The organism is Christiangramia sp. LLG6405-1 (genome assembly GCF_045055805.1).
Taxonomy (GTDB): domain Bacteria; phylum Bacteroidota; class Bacteroidia; order Flavobacteriales; family Flavobacteriaceae; genus Christiangramia.
Genome location: NZ_CP159330.1, coordinates 2,234,151 through 2,252,645, shown reverse-complemented (window position 1 = coordinate 2,252,645; position 18,495 = coordinate 2,234,151). Strand labels below are relative to the sequence as shown.

20 protein-coding genes and 1 pseudogene are annotated in these 18,495 nt (G+C 36.3%); 15 read left to right on the top strand and 6 right to left on the bottom strand.

Going from position 1 to position 18,495, the window contains the following annotated elements:
• Positions 1–26: 26 nt before the first annotated feature.
• Both ABVM50_RS10315 and ABVM50_RS10310 read right to left on the bottom strand, forming a co-directional pair.
• Positions 27–986: a phosphoribosylaminoimidazolesuccinocarboxamide synthase gene (locus ABVM50_RS10315; protein WP_405198497.1), complete on the bottom strand. Its 960-nt coding sequence runs from the start codon at positions 984–986 to the stop codon at positions 27–29.
• Positions 987–997: 11 nt separating this feature from the next.
• Positions 998–1,951, bottom strand: coding sequence for a PhoH family protein (locus ABVM50_RS10310; protein WP_405198496.1), 954 nt, complete (start codon positions 1,949–1,951; stop codon positions 998–1,000).
• Between the two features lie 208 nt (positions 1,952–2,159).
• Here ABVM50_RS10310 and ABVM50_RS10305 point away from each other — a divergent pair, with 208 nt between their 5' ends.
• The 5 genes from ABVM50_RS10305 to dnaN all read left to right on the top strand — a co-directional run bounded on the left by ABVM50_RS10305 (position 2,160) and on the right by dnaN (position 7,013).
• Complete coding sequence (locus tag ABVM50_RS10305; RefSeq protein ID WP_141877519.1) at positions 2,160–2,993, top strand: S-adenosyl-l-methionine hydroxide adenosyltransferase family protein; 834 nt, start codon at positions 2,160–2,162, stop codon at positions 2,991–2,993.
• Positions 2,994–3,290: a putative quinol monooxygenase gene (locus ABVM50_RS10300; protein WP_405198495.1), complete on the top strand. Its 297-nt coding sequence runs from the start codon at positions 2,994–2,996 to the stop codon at positions 3,288–3,290. It begins immediately after the preceding gene.
• Entirely contained in the window at positions 3,291–4,028 is a 738-nt protein-coding gene (gene gldF, locus ABVM50_RS10295; RefSeq protein WP_405198494.1) for a gliding motility-associated ABC transporter permease subunit GldF, read from the top strand.
• A complete protein-coding gene (gene gldG / locus ABVM50_RS10290; RefSeq protein WP_405198493.1) occupies positions 4,025–5,692 on the top strand; it encodes a gliding motility-associated ABC transporter substrate-binding protein GldG in 1,668 nt (555 codons plus the stop codon). The genes gldF and gldG overlap by 4 nt, the downstream gene beginning before the upstream one ends.
• Positions 5,693–5,894: 202 nt before the next feature.
• Positions 5,895–7,013 (top strand): DNA polymerase III subunit beta, encoded by a 1,119-nt coding sequence (dnaN, locus tag ABVM50_RS10285; RefSeq protein WP_141877515.1) that lies wholly within the window; start codon positions 5,895–5,897, stop codon positions 7,011–7,013.
• 70 nt (positions 7,014–7,083) lie between these two features.
• On the opposite strand, the gene ABVM50_RS10280 is transcribed toward dnaN, so the two are convergent.
• Positions 7,084–7,422: a DUF4870 domain-containing protein gene (locus ABVM50_RS10280; RefSeq protein ID WP_405198492.1), complete on the bottom strand. Its 339-nt coding sequence runs from the start codon at positions 7,420–7,422 to the stop codon at positions 7,084–7,086.
• A 106-nt stretch (positions 7,423–7,528) separates the two neighbouring features.
• Between ABVM50_RS10280 and mnmE the strand changes: the two genes are divergently transcribed.
• The 3 genes from mnmE to ABVM50_RS10265 all read left to right on the top strand — a co-directional run bounded on the left by mnmE (position 7,529) and on the right by ABVM50_RS10265 (position 11,014).
• Positions 7,529–8,941 (top strand): tRNA uridine-5-carboxymethylaminomethyl(34) synthesis GTPase MnmE, encoded by a 1,413-nt coding sequence (gene mnmE / locus ABVM50_RS10275; protein WP_405198491.1) that lies wholly within the window; start codon positions 7,529–7,531, stop codon positions 8,939–8,941.
• A 221-nt stretch (positions 8,942–9,162) separates the two neighbouring features.
• On the top strand, positions 9,163–10,305 hold the full coding sequence (locus ABVM50_RS10270; protein ID WP_405198490.1) for a site-specific integrase: 1,143 nt from the start codon (positions 9,163–9,165) through the stop codon (positions 10,303–10,305).
• A complete protein-coding gene (locus tag ABVM50_RS10265) occupies positions 10,295–11,014 on the top strand; it encodes a hypothetical protein (RefSeq protein ID WP_405198489.1) in 720 nt (239 codons plus the stop codon). Before ABVM50_RS10270 ends, ABVM50_RS10265 begins: the two co-directional genes overlap by 11 nt.
• An 8-nt stretch (positions 11,015–11,022) precedes the next feature.
• Here ABVM50_RS10265 and ABVM50_RS10260 read toward each other — a convergent pair whose 3' ends face one another.
• Together ABVM50_RS10260 and ABVM50_RS10255 are read right to left on the bottom strand one after the other, a co-directional pair.
• On the bottom strand, positions 11,023–12,279 hold the full coding sequence (locus tag ABVM50_RS10260; RefSeq protein WP_405198488.1) for a type II toxin-antitoxin system HipA family toxin: 1,257 nt from the start codon (positions 12,277–12,279) through the stop codon (positions 11,023–11,025).
• Positions 12,280–12,282: 3 nt separating this feature from the next.
• Complete coding sequence (locus tag ABVM50_RS10255) at positions 12,283–12,570, bottom strand: helix-turn-helix domain-containing protein (protein ID WP_298247302.1); 288 nt, start codon at positions 12,568–12,570, stop codon at positions 12,283–12,285.
• A 259-nt stretch (positions 12,571–12,829) separates the two neighbouring features.
• Here ABVM50_RS10255 and ABVM50_RS10250 point away from each other — a divergent pair, with 259 nt between their 5' ends.
• The 7 genes and pseudogenes from ABVM50_RS10250 (at position 12,830) to ABVM50_RS10220 (ending at position 17,036) form a co-directional block, all read left to right on the top strand.
• Complete coding sequence (locus tag ABVM50_RS10250) at positions 12,830–13,120, top strand: helix-turn-helix domain-containing protein (RefSeq protein ID WP_298247303.1); 291 nt, start codon at positions 12,830–12,832, stop codon at positions 13,118–13,120.
• Between the two features lie 11 nt (positions 13,121–13,131).
• Complete coding sequence (locus tag ABVM50_RS10245) at positions 13,132–14,322, top strand: VapE domain-containing protein (protein WP_405198487.1); 1,191 nt, start codon at positions 13,132–13,134, stop codon at positions 14,320–14,322.
• Between the two features lie 189 nt (positions 14,323–14,511).
• Positions 14,512–14,766: pseudogene (locus ABVM50_RS10240) on the top strand (CHC2 zinc finger domain-containing protein); the annotation flags it as partial.
• Between the two features lie 117 nt (positions 14,767–14,883).
• On the top strand, positions 14,884–15,378 hold the full coding sequence (locus ABVM50_RS10235) for a toprim domain-containing protein (RefSeq protein ID WP_405200702.1): 495 nt from the start codon (positions 14,884–14,886) through the stop codon (positions 15,376–15,378).
• On the top strand, positions 15,362–15,853 hold the full coding sequence (gene mbpA / locus ABVM50_RS10230; protein ID WP_405198486.1) for a mobilization protein MbpA: 492 nt from the start codon (positions 15,362–15,364) through the stop codon (positions 15,851–15,853). Before ABVM50_RS10235 ends, mbpA begins: the two co-directional genes overlap by 17 nt.
• The gene (locus ABVM50_RS10225; RefSeq protein ID WP_405198485.1) at positions 15,850–16,719 is read left to right on the top strand and encodes a relaxase/mobilization nuclease domain-containing protein; all 870 of its coding nucleotides are present in this window, start codon (positions 15,850–15,852) and stop codon (positions 16,717–16,719) included. The genes mbpA and ABVM50_RS10225 overlap by 4 nt, the downstream gene beginning before the upstream one ends.
• Positions 16,720–16,730: 11 nt before the next feature.
• Complete coding sequence (locus tag ABVM50_RS10220) at positions 16,731–17,036, top strand: DUF6730 family protein (protein ID WP_405198484.1); 306 nt, start codon at positions 16,731–16,733, stop codon at positions 17,034–17,036.
• Positions 17,037–17,264: 228 nt separating this feature from the next.
• Here ABVM50_RS10220 and ABVM50_RS10215 read toward each other — a convergent pair whose 3' ends face one another.
• Entirely contained in the window at positions 17,265–18,488 is a 1,224-nt protein-coding gene (locus ABVM50_RS10215; RefSeq protein WP_405198483.1) for a sensor histidine kinase, read from the bottom strand.
• Between the last annotated feature and the right edge of the window lie 7 nt (positions 18,489–18,495).

Sequence of the window (18,495 nt, the reverse complement as noted above, 5' to 3'; positions counted from 1 at the left end):
ATAGAAATGTTCATATTATGAACCTATTAGTTGTGAGATTCAAGATAATCTAGCACATTCTGTTCGATTCTTGCGTCGATATCACTAATATCAGCCTTCTTAAAAGTTTCTCCGGTAATATTCTCATATAGCTCAATATACCTTTCAGAAACAGTTTCAATATAATCATCGCTCATCAAAGGCACTTCCTGACCTTCAAGTCCTTGAAAGCCTTCACCTATAAGCCATTGCCGAACGAATTCTTTGGAGAGTTGTTTCTGTGCTTCGCCTTTAGCCTGTCTTTCTTCATAGCCGTCCCTATAGAAATATCTTGAAGAATCTGGCGTATGTATTTCGTCTATCAATACTATTTTTCCTTCGGAAGTTTTTCCGAATTCATACTTAGTATCAACCAGGATCAGGTTTTGTTGATCAGCGATCTCCGAACCTCTTTGAAACAATTTACGAGTGTAATCTTCGAGCTGAAGATAATCTTTCTTTGAAACGATATTTTTAGATATAATATCCTCTCTGGAAATATCCTCATCATGATCTCCCATTTCAGCTTTCGTAGCAGGAGTGATTATAGGTTCAGGAAATTTATCATTTTCCTTCATTCCTTCAGGCATCTCAACTCCACACAATTCTCTCTTTCCCGCTTTATACTCCCTGGCAGCATGACCAGAAAGATAACCACGAATAACCATTTCAACTTTAAATGGTTCGCAGTTTTTACCGATTGCTACATTAGGATCTGGTGTTGCTTCCAACCAGTTTGGGACGATATCCGCAGACTTTTCCATCATTTTCGTAGCGATCTGATTAAGGATCTGACCTTTAAATGGAATTCCTTTTGGCATCACCACATCAAAAGCTGAAAGCCTGTCTGACGCGATCAATAACAACCTGTCATCTTCCAGGGTATATACATCTCTGACCTTACCTTTGTAAACCGATTTTTGTCCCGGGAATTGAAAGTCTGTTTTTATAATTGTTTTACTCTTCACGAGTTGAAAATTTAGTCGTTATGTTCAATAGTTTTATAAGCAGATATGATCTTTTTGACCAGTCGGTGTCTAATAACATCTTTATCATCAAGGTAAACCATACCAACACCTTTCACATCTTTTAGCACCAGTAATGCTTCCTTAAGACCAGAAATAGTTCTTCTAGGTAAATCTATCTGTCCTGGGTCACCTGTAATCATAAATTTCGCATGTTTCCCCATTCTGGTTAAGAACATCTTCATTTGCGCATGAGTAGTGTTCTGTGCTTCATCAAGGATCACAAATGCATCATCCAAGGTCCTACCACGCATAAATGCTAATGGAGCAATTTGGATAACTCCTTTTTCAATAAATAATTCAAGCTTTTCATGCGGGATCATATCCCTTAATGCATCATATAATGGCTGCATGTAAGGATCCAGTTTTTCTTTAAGATCACCTGGTAGAAATCCAAGATTTTCACCTGCTTCTACCGCGGGTCTGGTAAGAATAATTCTTTTTACCTGCTTCTCCTTTAGAGCTTTTACAGCGAGTGCTACGCCAGTATAAGTCTTTCCGGTTCCAGCAGGTCCAATAGCGAAAACAAGATCGTTCTTTTTGGTAAGTTCTACCATCCTGCGTTGATTCGCAGTTTGAGCTTTGATCACCTTTCCGCTTAAACCATGAACGATTGTCTCCCCACTTTCTTTTGTGGTTTGATAATCCTCTTCACTTTCGCTGGTGAGAACTCTTTCAATAGTGTTTTCGTCCAGTTTATTATACTTTCCAAAATGATCCATCAACATGGAAAAGCGTTTGTTGAATTCCTCCAGCATTTCCTCATCGCCAAAAACTTTAATTTTATTACCTCTGGCAACTATTTTGAGCTTGGGAAAGTATTTTTTGAGTAGTTCGATATGTTCGTTCTGTTGCCCGAAAAATTCGCGTGGGCTTATTTCTGAGAGTTCAATAAGAAGTTCGTTCAAAAGCTAGAATTTTAGATGAAGCATTGTGAATTTTTCAGTTAGAATTTATTTGTCCTTCGTATTTGTATGTTCTAATTTTGGGCTGAGAAAAGCGTTACTTTTGACTGCTGTCCTCGAGCGAATCACTAAAATAAAATTTATATTCGCTACCTATACAAACTTAAGGAAAATTACCTGTTTCAGGTTAAAAAAATATTAACAATCGCCTATGGCAATCATCACTTTAACGACCGATTTTGGGGAGAAGGATTATTTCGCTGGAGCGGTTAAAGGTGCTATCTACAATGAGCTAAGTGATGTTAGAATTGTTGATATTTCACATTCGGTTTCACCCTTTCATATTAGTGAAGCTTCATATATCATCAAGAACGCCTATAGAAGTTTTCCGAAGGGAAGTATTCATATTATTGGGATCGATTCAGAACTTACACCAGAGAACAAACATCTCGCAGTAAAACTGGATGACCACTACTTTATTTGTGCCAACAATGGAATACTTTCTTTATTAGCTTCAGAAATAAGACCGGAGAAAATCGTGGAAATTAATATACATGATAAGATACAAACCAATTTTCCTGTACTGGATGTTTTTGTAAAAGTAGCCTGTCATATTTCCCGTGGAGGAACGCTGGAAGTAATTGGTAAAAATATCGAGCAAATTAAGCATCTCAAACAGTTCGAACCCATTATTAATAGCGAACAGAACCAGATACTGGGACACGTGATCTATATTGATAACTACGGAAATGTGATCACAAATATTTCTAGAAAATTGTTTGAAAGTACTGGCAAAGGCCGGGCCTTTAAAATTAGTGCGCGCAGGCATAATTTCGATGCAATCTATGAAACTTACAGTCATGCCATTAATTTTGAAGTAGAGAAGGAAAACAGGAAAGAAGAAGATGGTAAGAAACTGGCAGTGTTCAATTCTGCCGGCTATATAGAACTTGCGATTTATAAAAGTAATCCTAATACAGTGGGCGGTGCAGCAAGTTTATTTGGTCTGGAATATCTAGACACTGTAACCATAAATTTTGAATAGATGTTCGTGAGAATTGTAAAAATGGGCTTTAAGGAAGATAAGATCGAAGAATTTCTGAACAACTTTGAACAGGTAAAATCGAACATCAGAAATTTTGAAGGTTGTCAATTTCTGGAACTATACCGTGATAAAAACAATAGGAATACATTTTTTACGTATAGTTACTGGGAAGATGAAAATGCTTTGGAGAACTATCGGCATTCAGATCTATTTAAAAAGGTTTGGGCAGAAACGAAAGTTCATTTTAATGCAAAACCCGAAGCCTGGAGCGTTGATAAACTTGTAAGCCTGGACTAAATGTTCGCGATCTTTAAAAAAGAAATACAATCATTTTTTGCAAACCTTACCGGTTACCTGGTTATTGGTATCTTTCTGTTGGTTAGCGGACTGTTCCTTTTTGTATTTAGTGGAGGCTACAATATTCTGGATAGCGGTTTTGCAGATCTTAAACCATTTTTTGATCTCGCACCCTGGATCTTTATATTCCTGATTCCTGCGATAAGTATGCGCAGCTATTCCGAAGAAAAGCGAATGGGAACCATGGAAATCTTGCAAACCCGCCCAATTAATAGTTGGGATCTTGTGTTTGGAAAATATTTTGGCGGACTAATTTTAGTACTTCTTGCGATCATTCCAAGCCTGATTTACTTATTAGCCATTGGCGAACTGGGACAGACAGGTTATAATTTTGATACTGGCGCAACTATTGGATCTTATCTTGGTTTGATCTTTCTTGCAGCAAGTTATACCGCGATTGGCACTTATGCTTCCAGTATTACATCTAATCAAATTGTGGCCTTTTTACTCGGCGTTTCCCTTTGTTTTGCCATCTACTATGCATTCGAAGCACTCGCCACCATCAATATTTTTGGAGAATTCACCTATTTGCTGGAATACTTCGGAATAAGTTATCATTATCGTAGTATTAGCCGGGGTGTATTAGACACTCGTGATTTTATATATTTTGTTAGTGTGATCGCTTTATTTCTGAAGCTTACCCAGGTAAATATTTCATCAGCAAAAAACCGAAGATGATCCGTAATAAGAACATATCGAGTTTATTGGTTTTCGTGATCATTTTGATCGTGCTAAACATTGTTGCTGCCAATTTTTTTACTAGACTGGATCTTACCGAGGACCAGCGATACAGTCTGTCTTCAGCAGCCAAAGAGATTGTGGACGATGTAGATTCTCCCATTATTATCGATGTTTTTCTTGAGGGCAGTTTTCCTTCGGAATTTAGACGACTAAAAGAGGAAACTAGGCAAATGCTTGAAGAGTTTGCTGCCTATAATTCGAATATAAAATTCAATTTTATCGATCCTTTAGCTGAAGGTGATGATGCCAATGCCATTGCTGAAGAGTTCTATAAATTAGGGATGACTCCCGCCAGACTCAATGTTCAGGAGAACGGAAAAAATAGTGAGACTATAATTTTCCCCTGGGCTATTGCTAATTTCGAAGATAAAACGGTTAAAATTCCTTTACTGAAGAACCAGATTGGCGCAACTGACGAGGAGCGAGTGAATTCCTCTGTGCAGCAATTGGAATATGCTTTTGCCGATGGTTTGAACAAACTTATCTACCCAAGAGCAAAAAAGATCGCGGTTATGCGCGGGAATGGAGAACTTCCAGACGCGAGAATAGCAGATTTCATCAAAACCGTGCAAGAATATTATTTCCTGGCACCTTTTACGCTGGATTCGGTTGCCAGCAATCCGCAGAAAACTCTGGAAGACTTAAAGTCTTATGACCTGGTGATCGAAGCGAAACCCATAATACCTTATTCTGAAAAGGAGAAGTATGTACTCGATCAATATTTGATGAACGGCGGCAAAATGCTCTGGCTCGCGGAAATGACCAGTATGGAGAATGACAGCCTTTTTAATGAGCGAGGTTCTGCACTTGCCTTACCAAGAAATCTAAACCTTGGTGACTATTTTTTCTCTTATGGCCTGCGCATAAATTCAGAACTGGTAAATGACCTGTACTCTGCTCCTATCATTCTTGCAAGTGGAACTGGAAATGAAACACGCTTTAATCCATATCCATGGTATTATAGTCCGCTTACAAGTTCTATGGCCAATCATCCAATAGTCAATAATATTGAAGCGGTAAAATTTAATTACGCCAACCCAATCGATCTTTTGGAGAATGAACTTGAGAAAACTGTTTTACTTAGCAGTTCTCCTAAAACAAAGCTTGAAGGCGTACCGCTGCAAATAGGACTGGATATCATAGGTTCAAAGCCAGTAATGGAAAGTTATAATGCAGGTGAACAACCTTTGGCAGTATTACTGGAAGGCAGTTTTAAATCTGTTTACAGTAATCGATTGAAGCCTTTTGAAACAGCGCATCTGGATAACAGCGGGAATACTAAAATGGTGGTGATCTCTGATGGTGATGTGATAAAGAATGACTTGCAGCAAGGAAAACCACTGGAACTTGGTTTTGAACGTTACACTGGGATGACCTACGGCAATAAAGAGTTTTTACTAAATACGGTCAACTATTTACTGGATGATTCTGGACTTGTGGATGTGAGGACAAAAGAGATTAACCTGGCATTTCTAAACAAGGACAAAGTTGCCGCGCAACGCGAAATGTGGCAGATCATTGCTATTGGGGCACCATTGTTATTGCTTGCAATGCTTGGTACTGCCCTTACCTACTTCCGTAAACGAAGATATATACGTTAAAACTTCGATAGAAGGCTACGGGATATTCAAATTGAACATATTAACAATTATTACTAAATAAAAATCTGTAACAATATATTTTACAGCTACTTGGCTATGTAAACCAGATAATTTCTGTTAATAAAAACTACAGGTTTAAAGGGTCAATTTATACATATTAAAATATATTTGTAATTGATTCAAAATAAATCAATAAAAGCCGATGAAATTTATTGTATCCAGCAATTACCTGCTGAAACAGCTACAAATACTTGGAGGGGTAATCAATAATAGCAACACGCTACCAATTTTAGATAATTTTCTTTTTGACCTTCAGAATGACGAATTAACTGTATCTGCTTCAGATCTTGAGACTACCATGTCTGCAAAGCTTAAAGTAGAGTCAGATTCAGAAGGAAAGATCGCAGTTCCTGCAAAACTACTTCTTGATACCTTGAAGACCTTTCCAGAGCAGCCTCTAACTTTTGTAGTTGAAGACAATAACACGATAGAATTGAGTTCGAACCATGGTAAATATGCTCTTGCATATGCTGATGGGGAGGAGTTCCCGAATCCGGTTGCTCTGGATGAACCTAGTAGCACGATCGTGGAAGCCGATATTCTTTCTTCAGCAATTAGCAAGACAATTTTTGCTTCAGGAAATGACGATCTCAGACCAGTGATGAGCGGTGTCTTTTTCCAGTTTAAGGAAGATGGATTAACTTTTGTGGCTACAGATGCTCATAAGCTTGTGAAATATTCACGTGAAGACATTCAGGCGAATGAAGCAGCAGAATTTATCATGCCGAAGAAACCTTTGAATCTTTTAAAGGGAATCCTGGCAGGAAGTGAATCTGAAGTTTTGATCGAGTACAATGATTCAAACGCTAAATTTACTTTCGATGATACTCAGTTGATCTGTAGATTGATCGACGGAAAATATCCTAACTACGAAGCAGTAATTCCTAAAGAGAATCCGAACAAACTTACTATTCAAAGAAATCAATTCCTGAGTTCTGTAAGAAGGGTTTCTATTTTCTCTAATAAGACTACGCACCAGGTAAGACTTAAGATCGCCGGAGCTGAATTAAATATTTCAGCAGAAGATGTGGATTACAGCAATAAAGCTGAAGAACGTTTGACCTGTGATTACCAGGGCGACGATATGCAAATTGGTTTTAACTCGCGCTTCCTTATTGAAATGTTAGGAAATCTTACAGCAGACGAGGTGATGCTTGAAATGAGCTTACCAAACAGAGCTGGAATTCTAACTCCTGTAGACGGGCTTGACCCTGGAGAAAAAATTACCATGCTGGTTATGCCGGTAATGCTTAATAGCTAAACAAAATTCTCAAATAATGAAAAAGCCCGTTCGATCGAACGGGCTTTTTTAATTTTATGCTTCAGCAATATTATTTTAAAAACTGTATGGTAAGAGGATAATATGGCATCTCCCCTTCGCTCACTTTGATCGCATTCAGAATTGGAAGAACAAGCGCCAACAAACCAACAAGAATTAGTAAAATGATGCCGAAGCCAAATAAGATGATGAGCGGAATACAGATAATGCTATATATAAAAATACTGATCTGGAAATTTATGATCATTTTGCCATGCATATCCATCCCTGCTACTTTATCTTTTTGGGTAGCCCATATTATTAATGGAACGATAAATCCCCCTATGCCGGTCACCAGGTCAAGTAACTGACTTAGATGTGTGATGACCAGTAATTGATTGTCTTCTCTCATTTTTTGATTTTTGATGGTTAGTGATGTATTCTACTTAAAAGACTGTAAAAACCTATGTTTGTTACAGAATTTGCTACAGCAATGAATTCTTTCATAAATTTGCCGCATGAAATTGAATGATACTATTGTTGCTCTCGCAACACCTTCAGGAGCCGGCGCCATTGCTGTAATTAGAGTTTCCGGCCCCGATGCCATTAATATAGTTACCCCATTATTCAAAGCAAAAAGCAAGAAGGAGCTCTCAACGCAGCCTACTCATACCATTCACCTGGGAAATGTAGTGGATGGAGAAAGAACGATCGATGAAGTACTAGCTTCGGTTTTTCGTGCTCCAAAATCCTATACCGGTGAGGAAACCGTGGAGCTATCCTGCCACGGGAGTCCTTATATCCAGCAGGAGATCATTCAATTACTAATTAGAAAAGGCTGCCGTTCTGCGGAAGCTGGGGAATTTACCTTACGCGCGTTCCTAAATGCAAAAATGGATCTTAGCCAGGCAGAGGCTGTGGCTGATCTTATTAATTCTGAAAATGCCGCTTCTCACCAGATGGCTATGCAGCAAATGCGTGGCGGATTTTCAAACGAGATTCAGAAATTGCGCGAAGAACTTATGAACTTTGCATCACTTATTGAACTTGAACTTGATTTTGCTGAAGAAGACGTAGAATTTGCAAACAGAGATCAATTCAAATCCCTTGTTGCTAAGATACAGACCGTTCTTAAAAGATTAATTGACTCCTTCGCCACCGGAAATGTCCTTAAAAACGGAATTCCAGTTGCCATCGTTGGCGAACCAAATGTTGGTAAATCTACATTGCTCAACGCACTTCTAAACGAAGAAAGAGCCATCGTATCAGATATTGCCGGGACTACTCGTGATACGATCGAAGATGAACTAAGTATTGGCGGTGTGGGGTTCAGGTTTATAGATACTGCCGGGATCAGAGAAACCCAGGATGTAGTGGAAAGTATTGGAATCAAGAAAACATTCGAAAAAATTGGTCAGGCACAGGTTGTGGTTTACCTGGTGGATAGTTCCCGCATAGAAAATGATAAGGACAGGTTGAAGCAGGTTTTGATTGAAATTGAGAAGATCAAGAACAAATTCCCTCAAAAACCAATTGTAATTATCGCAAATAAAACCGATCGACTGACTTCTGAAGAACTTGATCATCTAAAGGCCCATTTAGGTTTTATTTCGAATACAAGTTTCCAGCCCTTGTCTGCCAAAACAGGGACTGGTGTGGAAGAACTAAAAGAAAGTTTACTGGAATTTGTAAATACTGGTGCACTTAGAAATAGTGATACTATTGTAACTAATAGCAGACACTACGCTGCCTTATTAAAAGCTCTGGAAGAGATCAACAAAGTAGAAGATGGTTTAAACGCTGACCTTTCCGGAGATCTTTTAGCCATAGATATAAGACAGGCTTTGCATCACTTCGGTGAGATCACAGGGGAGATCACAAATGACGATCTGTTGGGTAATATTTTCGCGAATTTCTGTATTGGAAAATAAACAGTAGATATTTTTTAATGTCAAAAAACACTAAATGACATTAAAACTCAGTAATAACAAGCTATAGCAACATTTTTAATTTCCTTTTAAATTTCCTTTTATTTACCTTTGTGCACCTCATTATGCACCTAAAGTGCACCCCGATGTTAATTATTTATTTTAAGATGCACAAAGTGCACCTCATGTATTTTTTTCTTTTATCTTTATAAAAAGGAAGAGTTATGAAAATTAATCTTAGAAAGAAAAAGTTGACGACCGGTAAGTATAGCCTTTATATAGATTATTATAAAGGAAAAATTATTGATCAAGATGGAAAATCGAAGAATAATCGAGAGTTCGAATACTTGAAAGAATATTTATACATCGATCCTCAAACACCTTCCGAAAAGAAAGAAAATCAAGAAACAATTCTAAGAGCAGAGCAAATACTTTCTATTCGACGAGCAGAGTATGCACAGGGTAAATATGGCATCAAGGATAGATCAAAGAATAAATTACTGTTTCTAACTTATTACGATAAATTAAAGGAAGAACGTTATGAGAGCAAAGGTAATTATGACAACTGGGACGCAGCGCAGAACCATATTGAAGATTACTGCAAAAAAAGGAATATAACCTTTGAGGACATAGATGAGGAATTTGTTTTGGGATTCAAAAAGCATTTAAACAAAACTGCTAGAACTAAATCTAGTACTCCCCTATCTCAAAATTCAAAATATACATATTATAACAAATTCAAGGCTGCCTTGCGAAATGCATTCGATGATGGTTATACTTGCAGGAACTTTGCGACAACAGTAAAAGGTTTTGCACAGGGAGAAACCTCAAGAGAATATTTAACACATGAAGAATTACAGGAACTTGCTACAGCAAGGTGCAAGCACCAAGTTTTAAAGAATGCATTTTTATTTAGTTGCTTAACCGGATTAAGATGGAGCGATATTAATAAATTAAACTGGGCCGAAGTTAGAGATGAAGATGAAGGTTCCCGACTCATCTTTACGCAAAAGAAAACTAAAGGCCAGGAATACCAGTATCTTTCAGATCAGGCTAGGAACTTGTTAGGTAAAAGAAAGAGTGGAAATGATAGGGTTTTCCAAGGTTTAAAATATGGGGCTCATTTTAATGCTGAAATTCTTAGATGGTGTATGCGAGCAGGTATCACTAAGCATATTACTTTTCATAGTGCAAGACATACTCATGCAGTACTCCTACTTGAAAATGGAGCAGATATTTATACGGTTTCAAAGGTACTTGGCCATAAAGAAATCAGAACCACTCAGGTTTATGCGAAGATTGTAGATAAAAAGAAAAAAGAAGCAGCCTATCTAATACCAGAGCTTCATATGAATTATGAATTTTGATCTAATTACATATCTATTTTGCTTTGCATTTATTTACGTCTATAGTCGTTTAGCTATTCATTATCTTCCCGTTATATATTCACAATTTTTAAATGAAAATTTAAGCTTAGCCAATTCAATTGAAAAACCACGATTATTATTTCATATTACTGGACTAAGTTTTATGCATTTGATGTTTAATTTTCATCAATCAAATCAAACTTCAAATCTGGCCGTCCAGCTTATAATTGTATTAGTCTATTTATTAGGATTATATTTCTGTCTTACTTCCTGGAGAGAAAATTTTAAATCTTCTTTTTCAGAAAAGCTAAGAATCAAAACTGCTAAACCTTCCTTTAATTTCAACTTATCCATTTCAGATATTCAAATAAACCGATTATATAATGAGATGATCCGGTTTAATCTGATTGACCAAGAAGAAACTTCTATAGCGGATTTTAAAAATGTTTTACTCAAGGATTGGAATAGACATAGTTCAAAGATTCACCTGAAAATGGATGGTCCCAGCTGTAGAGAATTTTACGAATTTCTTATTAAAACATTTCCCAATAATTCAATCACCCTGAAAAATCTATTTAATACCTCTGGATTAATCCTTAGACCGGATGGCAAAAAATACAATTATAACACCTTGAAAAATGCTCCTACCCGCACTCCTATATCGAAACAAAATGAAGTTTTGAATTCAATTTTCCAGAGTCTCAATTAGACTATGCATTAGAACTCAGCTTTGAAAGCCGGTTCCATAATTAATTGTTCCTTATTAGCAATTCCTATCTGTTGAGCCAAAGATTTCCAATTACTTACTATAGATAAAATTTCCTCTATTATTTGATCCATTTCATCCTGACTTAATCGAAAATATTCTCCAACACTTATTGCAAGGTCGAAATCCAAGGCATTATCATCTGTATCAATATTTAATGCAAGTCCATCTTTATCCACAGAAGGATTTAAATCATATGCCGGAGATAATTCCCATCCCTTTTCATGTAGTATAAAACCATGATTTCTTAAATGATCATCAGTATTCGATACAGCAATATTAAAAATTAAACGACGCCATAATTTATGTAAATTCTCCTCCACATTGATACCATAATTTTCTATTACATCCACAATATCAAGGTAACTTGGACTAGCAGTTTTTAAAGATTCTTCGGTATTACCGGTCATTGTCATTGCTGAAGAAAAATGAATTCTTTCCCCTTCTTGACGATCGAACCTTTTTGTCAAAAATGTATGATAAGGCCCTGAAATTTTTTCAATTTTTGATTCCGCCATTTCTATCCCACAATCAAGAGCTAACCTATATATTAGGAATTCCCATGCACCCTTGTCAATTGTATCCATTTTAGAAGGAAATTTTGCAATCCAGAGATCTCCATTTTTTCCTAATACATTAGCCTTTGGCCTGGCACCTCCCAGAGAAGATCCCGGAGCAATCAGAACGGCAAGCCATTGTCTAATCGCATCATTTTCAGAATCACTTTCAAGGTGATTTACCGCCTCCTGCAAATCGCCTAGAGATGACCATGGTGGAGTTGGATTCTTAGTGTCATTATCTAAAAATGGTCCCTCGCGATCAGTCTTGAATCGTAAAGCTCCCATTCTACTTTCATCATATACACCTAATAAATAATCAATTTCATAGAGTTTGGGGACTTTTTCATTTCTTGATCTGGCTTCCTGTGCAGCCCTTCTCTTCATCAATGTCTTTCCCCATGTATCGGGCATACTGTCCAGGAAAACTCCGAAATTTTCTTTATCTGACGGGTATTGTGGCCCTGAAAAAAAATTAATGTCAGGGTCGAGGAATTGATAAGAATTGCGCTTCAACCAATCTTTATTATACTTAAAGCTGAATGCTTTTTTGGCTTTGGCAAATTGTGCTGAAAGTACTCCGATCTCGGTGGGAGCTTCTAATCCTTTCCAGTCAGCATAAACGTATATATCGATTTTTCCTTCCGCCATAATTTAGAGCAAATCCAAGTCCTGAAGTTTACGACCAAGTTTATCATCATTTGCAATGTTAACAAAATCCTTTTCAAGATTTAATACTTTGAGCACATTGAAATAGATTCCCATTGCAACTGAAGGATCTCCCTTTTCTACTCGATATAGGGTAGCACGATGCACACCCGCCCTTTCAGCGACCTGCTCCGCAGTTAATTTTCTTCGTTTGCGAGCAAGTTTAATATTCTCTCCTATTCCATCAAATATTTTATGATATTTAGGAAGGATTAATGCTTTCTTAGAATTCATTTGTCGCTTATTTTCAACAAAAATATATTATATGTTGTAGATAAACAACATTTAGGGATTATTCTTATAATAGCATTTAGATATTTCAAATTAAAGATATCCCTTTCTCTTAATTGCCAATTAATGCATACCACATCTATCATTTTACATACCCCGCACCCATAGCATACAATACCTTTAGTTTCCGTTCCTAGTTTAGCTCTAGAATTCACCGATCAAAGGAGTAATTGCTCCTCTTCTTAATTTAAAAATTTGAATTATGGAAATACTAAAAATCTTAGAACAACTGGATCGCATTGAAAGACTAGTACGTACCCACAAAAATGTTCTCAACTTTGAAGAAGCTTCCGATTATACCGGGATCTCACAGAGCTATTTATATAAGCTAACCGCCAAAGGTGAGATCCCTTTTTCAAAGCCCAGGGGTAAAATGATTTTCTTCTCAAAAGAGAAACTTGATGACTGGTTACTATCAAATCAAAGAAAATCCATAGATGAAATAAAAACAGAGGCAGTTAACTATGCCTTTAGAAATAAAAAAAGGTTCTAATAAATAAGCTCATGAAAATGGCTATATCCCATGATAAAATATACGGAGTAAAGGAGCATAAGAAGAAAACTATATACGACACCATTAATGATTATGTGCTAGTCAAATATGACATTCGATTTGATGAATTAGGACATGAATTCCAGATTTCTCTTAAAGATCAGAACCAATGGGAGATCCTTGAGACGAATTCCTTTCTAATAGAACTGGCGCAATCAAATATTGAAGTGAATCCTGCAAAGCTTGAAATCTATCTAAAATCTCATTTTATATCCAAATTCAATCCGATTTCGGAATATTTCAAATCATTGCCTAATTGGAATGGTGAGGATCATATCAAAGATTTAGCATCATATCTCCCTATAAAAGAACCTGTACTGTTCCTCTATCATTTAAAAAAATGGCTTGTGCGTTCCGTGAAATGCGCCTTGCAGGAGGATTATTTTAATAAGCAATGCTTGGTGCTGGTACATCCCCAACAAAATTCTGGAAAATCAACTTGGTGTAGATTTTTAAGCCCACCAACTCTATCTAAATACTTTGCAGAAGATATGAATACTGATAAAGATGCTAGAATTCAATTAACTAGAAACTTTCTGATCAATCTTGATGAGTTATCAATTCTAGCAAAAAAAGAAATAAATGCCTTAAAGGCTTATTTCTCAAAAACTATGATTAATGAAAGACTTCCCTATGAAAAAAGAAATACTACGTTGTACCGTACATGTAGTTTTATAGGTTCCACTAACCGTGCAACATTCCTAAATGATGAAACTGGATCGGTGAGATGGCTCTGTTTTGAATTGGATGGTAAAATAGATTTTCGTTACTCCAGTAAGGTTGATATTAATAAGGTCTGGTCTCAGGCGTATCATCTAGCTTATATAGATGAAAACTTTTATCCTGAGTTGACTATAAAGGATATTGCTGAAAATGAAGAAAGAAATAAAACATACAAGGAATGCAGTATGGAGGAAGAACTACTATGTAAATACTATACACAAAGTAACGATACGGCAGATTTTAAAACTGCTTCAGATCTAGTTATAAAATTGAACAGTATTAATCCCAGACTAAATATGTATAGTATGGGTCGTGCATTAAAAGCACTGGGCTACGAAAGAATTAAATCCACGAAAGGAAGAGTTTACGGTTACCTTATAAAACCTCTGTTTGAGAACTCCCCTTTAGAGAGATTATAAAATATAATTTACCCAATTACCTCACACTACTGACACCTTACTGAATACGAGGGCTTATAGCGGGTAATTAAGAAAATTGAATAATTACCCATCTTACTGAGGTAATTGGTAGATATAACAATTAAGTAAACAACTCTAAAACCCAACGTGTCACAGACCTGGGTAGATGGGTAATTAAAAATCGAAAAAATGAACTTAAAAACTATATCGTGGAGTAGCGCCCGTAATATTTGTATCATAAAAACACTCGCGAAATTAGGGCACTACCCCACCAGAATATCGGAAAAAGAAGCTTGGTTTCTGAGTCCCCTTCGGTCAGAAACGCAAGCCTCTTTCAATGTTTCTTTAAATAAAAATCTTTGGTACGATTACGGACTAGGAAAGGGTGGTAACACGATTGACCTTATAATAAGCATCAAGAGGTGTTCGTTTCATGATGCCCTTATCTTATTGTCCAACGGCGAATTTGACTTTTCTTTTTGCCCGCCAATGGTTGTAAAAACGAAGCATTCAAAAAATAGTATATCTGTCAATCGTTGCCTCAACCTAAATCACCCAGCCTTGCTTAATTATATTATGTCAAGGGGTATTCCATTAAGTGTTGCAGGAACCTATTGCAAGGAAGTTTGGTATGAGATTAATTGCCAGCAATATTTCGCTATAGGACTGAAAAATCATTTAGGTGGATGGGAACTCAGAAACAAGTATTACAAAAATTCCTCTTCTCCAAAATCATATAGTTCTATCCAACATTCTTCAGATCGATTATTAGTTACAGAAGGGATTTTTGATTTTCTATCTCTGGCCGTTATGAAGACAGATATCGTAAAAAATTCTGATTGTATTGTACTTAATTCATTGGCTTTTATCAAAGACATCGATCAATTATTCTACAAATATTCGGAAGTATTGTTATTCCTGGATAATGATTCAGCAGGAGAAAATGCAACAAGAAGACTCTTAGAACATTATGATAACGTTTCTGATAACAGTCAATTTTACTCCGGCTATTCCGATCTAAACGAAAAATTAATAAGCCATGTTGGAAAAGTATAATAGCATCAATCAGAAAGAATTTGGAACTGAGGAAATTAAGGGAATTCCAAAGTCTGAAAAGGATCAGAAAGAACTTATAGTGCCTGCTACAAATTTAGAAGATAATGCAAGATGTGTGCCTGTGGGCACAATCTTGATTACTCCCGATGGTCGCAATAAAAAAAGAGAGAGGTTTAAGGGCAAAAGTGAATTTATAAAATTTAGATGCTCTATCTATGAAAAGAAGATGCTGAGAGTTAGAGCAAAACAAAGCGGACTTTCGTTAAGTGAATTCTGTAGAAGGGCGATCTATGAAAAAGAGATCAAAGAAAGACTTTCTGATGATCAGATTGAGATTTATAAAACACTGTTGAAGTTTCATAACAATTTTAAATCTATCGGAAATATGTTCCGGAAAAAGGATCCGAAATTATCCGGTACCGTATATAAGTTAGCCGAGGAAATAAAAAGCCACCTTCAAAATTTAAACCGATGATAGGTAAGGGAAAAGCCATTTCACATACCCAGGTAAGTATGCAATATGGCTGGGATCAAGAAAAAAATGCACAGGTAGTCTATGCTCAAAATATAGCGGGAGATTCTCCTAAAGAGATTACAGCAGAATTTAAACTAACCCAGGATCTAAACATTAATTGTGAAAAGAATACTCTCTCCTTTATCATTAGTCCCACTATTGAAGACGGAAAAACTTTGGACAAAAAGGCGCTATCTAAAGTATGCCAGGAATTTATGAAGGAAATGCGACTTAAAGATCGTCAGGCTATTGGATTTGTTCATCTAGACAAGGCTCATAAACACATTCATTTATATGTAAATAGAATTGATTTACAGGGCAAGGCTTATAATGATAGCTTCATTGGTAAAAGAAGTCAAGTAGCAGCAGAGAAAGTTGCCGAGCGAATGCAGTTGACAACTGTAAAACAGGTACAGTGGGAAAAAGATCATAACCTACAAGCCATTAGAACGGAGATTAAAAGGAGGCATGATCTAACCATGCGCCAATTTAAACCCCGAACGTTCCAGGATTATATCAAAGGAATGGAAACTAACGGTGTGAAGGTAATTCCCAGTATCAACAAGGCTGATAAACTTCAGGGTTTTAGATTCGAATTCGATAACTATAACCTTAAAGGCAGCGAAGTACATCGTAGCATGACCGGAGGGAACATTGGCAAACAACTATCCGGGGATAAAAACATAAAACAGTTTATAAATGAAAATACTACGCTACAATTAGCAGGTAAAACGGTCCAACTTTCTACCGGCATGTTGCGAACAATGGTAAAAGAAGTAATTAAAAAAACGATCTCAAAGGCAATAGATATTGGAATGGGAATTTAAATTAAATAATGATGACGAAATTAGAACAATTAAGTGAACTGTTAGTTTCAGAAATTAGCCAGTTTGAGAAAACTGTTGAGTTACTAAAAAAAATTCAAGCGGAGAATATAGGTGTCGATATAAGTGGCTTAGAAAACTTGTTCAAACAAAATCAGTTGTATCTAGATGATATAGTAGCTAATCATATCAAGGAAATGAAAAATCTAGGAGGAAACTTGCAAAAATCTAAAACATATCCTCTATGGGCTTTAATACTTTTTATTGCATCATTACTAACTAATGTGATTCTAACATATACCTTATTCTTAAAAATATAACCTGAACTATATTACTGTATAAAGTACCCAATTTCAAAGTATCGTTAAATTGGATATAGCATTAATTCGTGTAGTAGTTAATACTGAAAAAACCTAAGGTTAAGCGAATTCAGAGAATGGTAAAAAAATTAAAGCAGTTGATTAATATTCCTTTCTAAACCGTTCCCCTATAAATGGAGTATAGAAAAACATGACTTAAATCGATAAAAAAACCTGATTCTCTTATAACTAAAATACCAAAGAAACTTTGGCTCCTTTCTCATGCAAATTGTCAATTTGAATTTTGCCGCCATGTAAGGTCATGATCTGCCTGGATAGGCTTAAGCCTATACCGCTCCCCTTTTCTTTTGTAGTGAAAAATGGGACAAACATCTGATCTTGAATTTCAAGAGGAATTCCTGACCCATTATCGATGACGGCAATCAATATCTTGCCATTCGGTTTTTTTACAGCCATCACAATTACTTCTGGTTTTTCTGTTCTTTCACATGCTTCCACAGCATTTAGAATAAGATTGATTATTACCTGCTCCATAAGATATGTATCTATCTCTATCTCCAGTGCTTCATCTGCAAGCCTAAATTCTAGCGCTACATGCTTATTTTTTAGCTGAGCCCTCATAAGATGTTCTAAATCATCAAAAACATCCTTAATCAAGACTTTCTCAAGGTTCAAGCTTGTAACTTTATTGAGGCTACGGTACGTTTTAGCAAACTTCAGTAAACCTTCACTTCGTTTTTCAATACTCGAAAGACCAGCGTCCAAATCCTCGATGTCCAATTTATTAGTTTTTGGATTTTCCTGATGTATTTGTACTTGGAATTTTAAAGTATTGGCAAGGGAAGAAATTGGTGCAATGGAATTCATGATTTCATGGGTCATCACACTTAATAGCTTTTTCCAAGCTTCAGATTCGGTTTTATTCAACGTGTCTTCTATATTGTGAAGTACCACGAGCTTGAAACACTTGTCGCCTATTTGAAAAATGCTATTAGAAAGGAGCACCTTAATAGTTTCTTTTTGCACACTTATTTCTATCGCGGTAGGCTTCGGATAAAATTTGTCGAAAATTAGTTCATAAACTTCAGGGTTTCGGCTCGAAACAAAACTGATATTCTTAAAGGAAGGAAATTCAAGGGTGTTCTGAAATGAGCCATTGGACCAAAGCACCTTTCCACTTTCAGTTTCATAGGCCATAATACCGATATCGACCAGTTCCAGTATTTTTTGAAGATAAAGATATTGTGTCTCTTTTTCAGAATTTATTTTACGTACAACTTCATTTACAGTATTAAACCCCTCATAAAAAAGTCGTATATCTTTGGCTTTATTTTCAGCTAGATACTGTCGGGAAAAATCACGGTACTTAACCGATTCAAAAAAATCATCGATGACTTCAAATCGCTTACTTAGAAATCTGAATAATTCGTAAACTGAGATAATAGTGAGCAACAAGCTG

Bases quoted from the DNA above. Each gene is read 5' to 3' on its own strand.
- ABVM50_RS10305 (WP_141877519.1), top strand. From the start codon at position 2,160: ATGGCAATCATCACTTTAACGACCGATTTTGGGGAGAAGGATTATTTC.
- ABVM50_RS10300 (WP_405198495.1), top strand. From the start codon at position 2,994: ATGTTCGTGAGAATTGTAAAAATGGGCTTTAAGGAAGATAAGATCGAA.
- gldF (WP_405198494.1), top strand. From the start codon at position 3,291: ATGTTCGCGATCTTTAAAAAAGAAATACAATCATTTTTTGCAAACCTT.
- gldG (WP_405198493.1), top strand. From the start codon at position 4,025: ATGATCCGTAATAAGAACATATCGAGTTTATTGGTTTTCGTGATCATT.
- dnaN (WP_141877515.1), top strand. From the start codon at position 5,895: ATGAAATTTATTGTATCCAGCAATTACCTGCTGAAACAGCTACAAATA.
- ABVM50_RS10280 (WP_405198492.1), bottom strand. From the start codon at position 7,422: ATGAGAGAAGACAATCAATTACTGGTCATCACACATCTAAGTCAGTTA.
- mnmE (WP_405198491.1), top strand. From the start codon at position 7,529: ATGAAATTGAATGATACTATTGTTGCTCTCGCAACACCTTCAGGAGCC.
- ABVM50_RS10270 (WP_405198490.1), top strand. From the start codon at position 9,163: ATGAAAATTAATCTTAGAAAGAAAAAGTTGACGACCGGTAAGTATAGC.
- ABVM50_RS10265 (WP_405198489.1), top strand. From the start codon at position 10,295: ATGAATTTTGATCTAATTACATATCTATTTTGCTTTGCATTTATTTAC.
- ABVM50_RS10260 (WP_405198488.1), bottom strand. From the start codon at position 12,279: ATGGCGGAAGGAAAAATCGATATATACGTTTATGCTGACTGGAAAGGA.
- ABVM50_RS10255 (WP_298247302.1), bottom strand. From the start codon at position 12,570: ATGAATTCTAAGAAAGCATTAATCCTTCCTAAATATCATAAAATATTT.
- ABVM50_RS10250 (WP_298247303.1), top strand. From the start codon at position 12,830: ATGGAAATACTAAAAATCTTAGAACAACTGGATCGCATTGAAAGACTA.
- ABVM50_RS10245 (WP_405198487.1), top strand. From the start codon at position 13,132: ATGAAAATGGCTATATCCCATGATAAAATATACGGAGTAAAGGAGCAT.
- mbpA (WP_405198486.1), top strand. From the start codon at position 15,362: ATGTTGGAAAAGTATAATAGCATCAATCAGAAAGAATTTGGAACTGAG.
- ABVM50_RS10225 (WP_405198485.1), top strand. From the start codon at position 15,850: ATGATAGGTAAGGGAAAAGCCATTTCACATACCCAGGTAAGTATGCAA.
- ABVM50_RS10220 (WP_405198484.1), top strand. From the start codon at position 16,731: ATGACGAAATTAGAACAATTAAGTGAACTGTTAGTTTCAGAAATTAGC.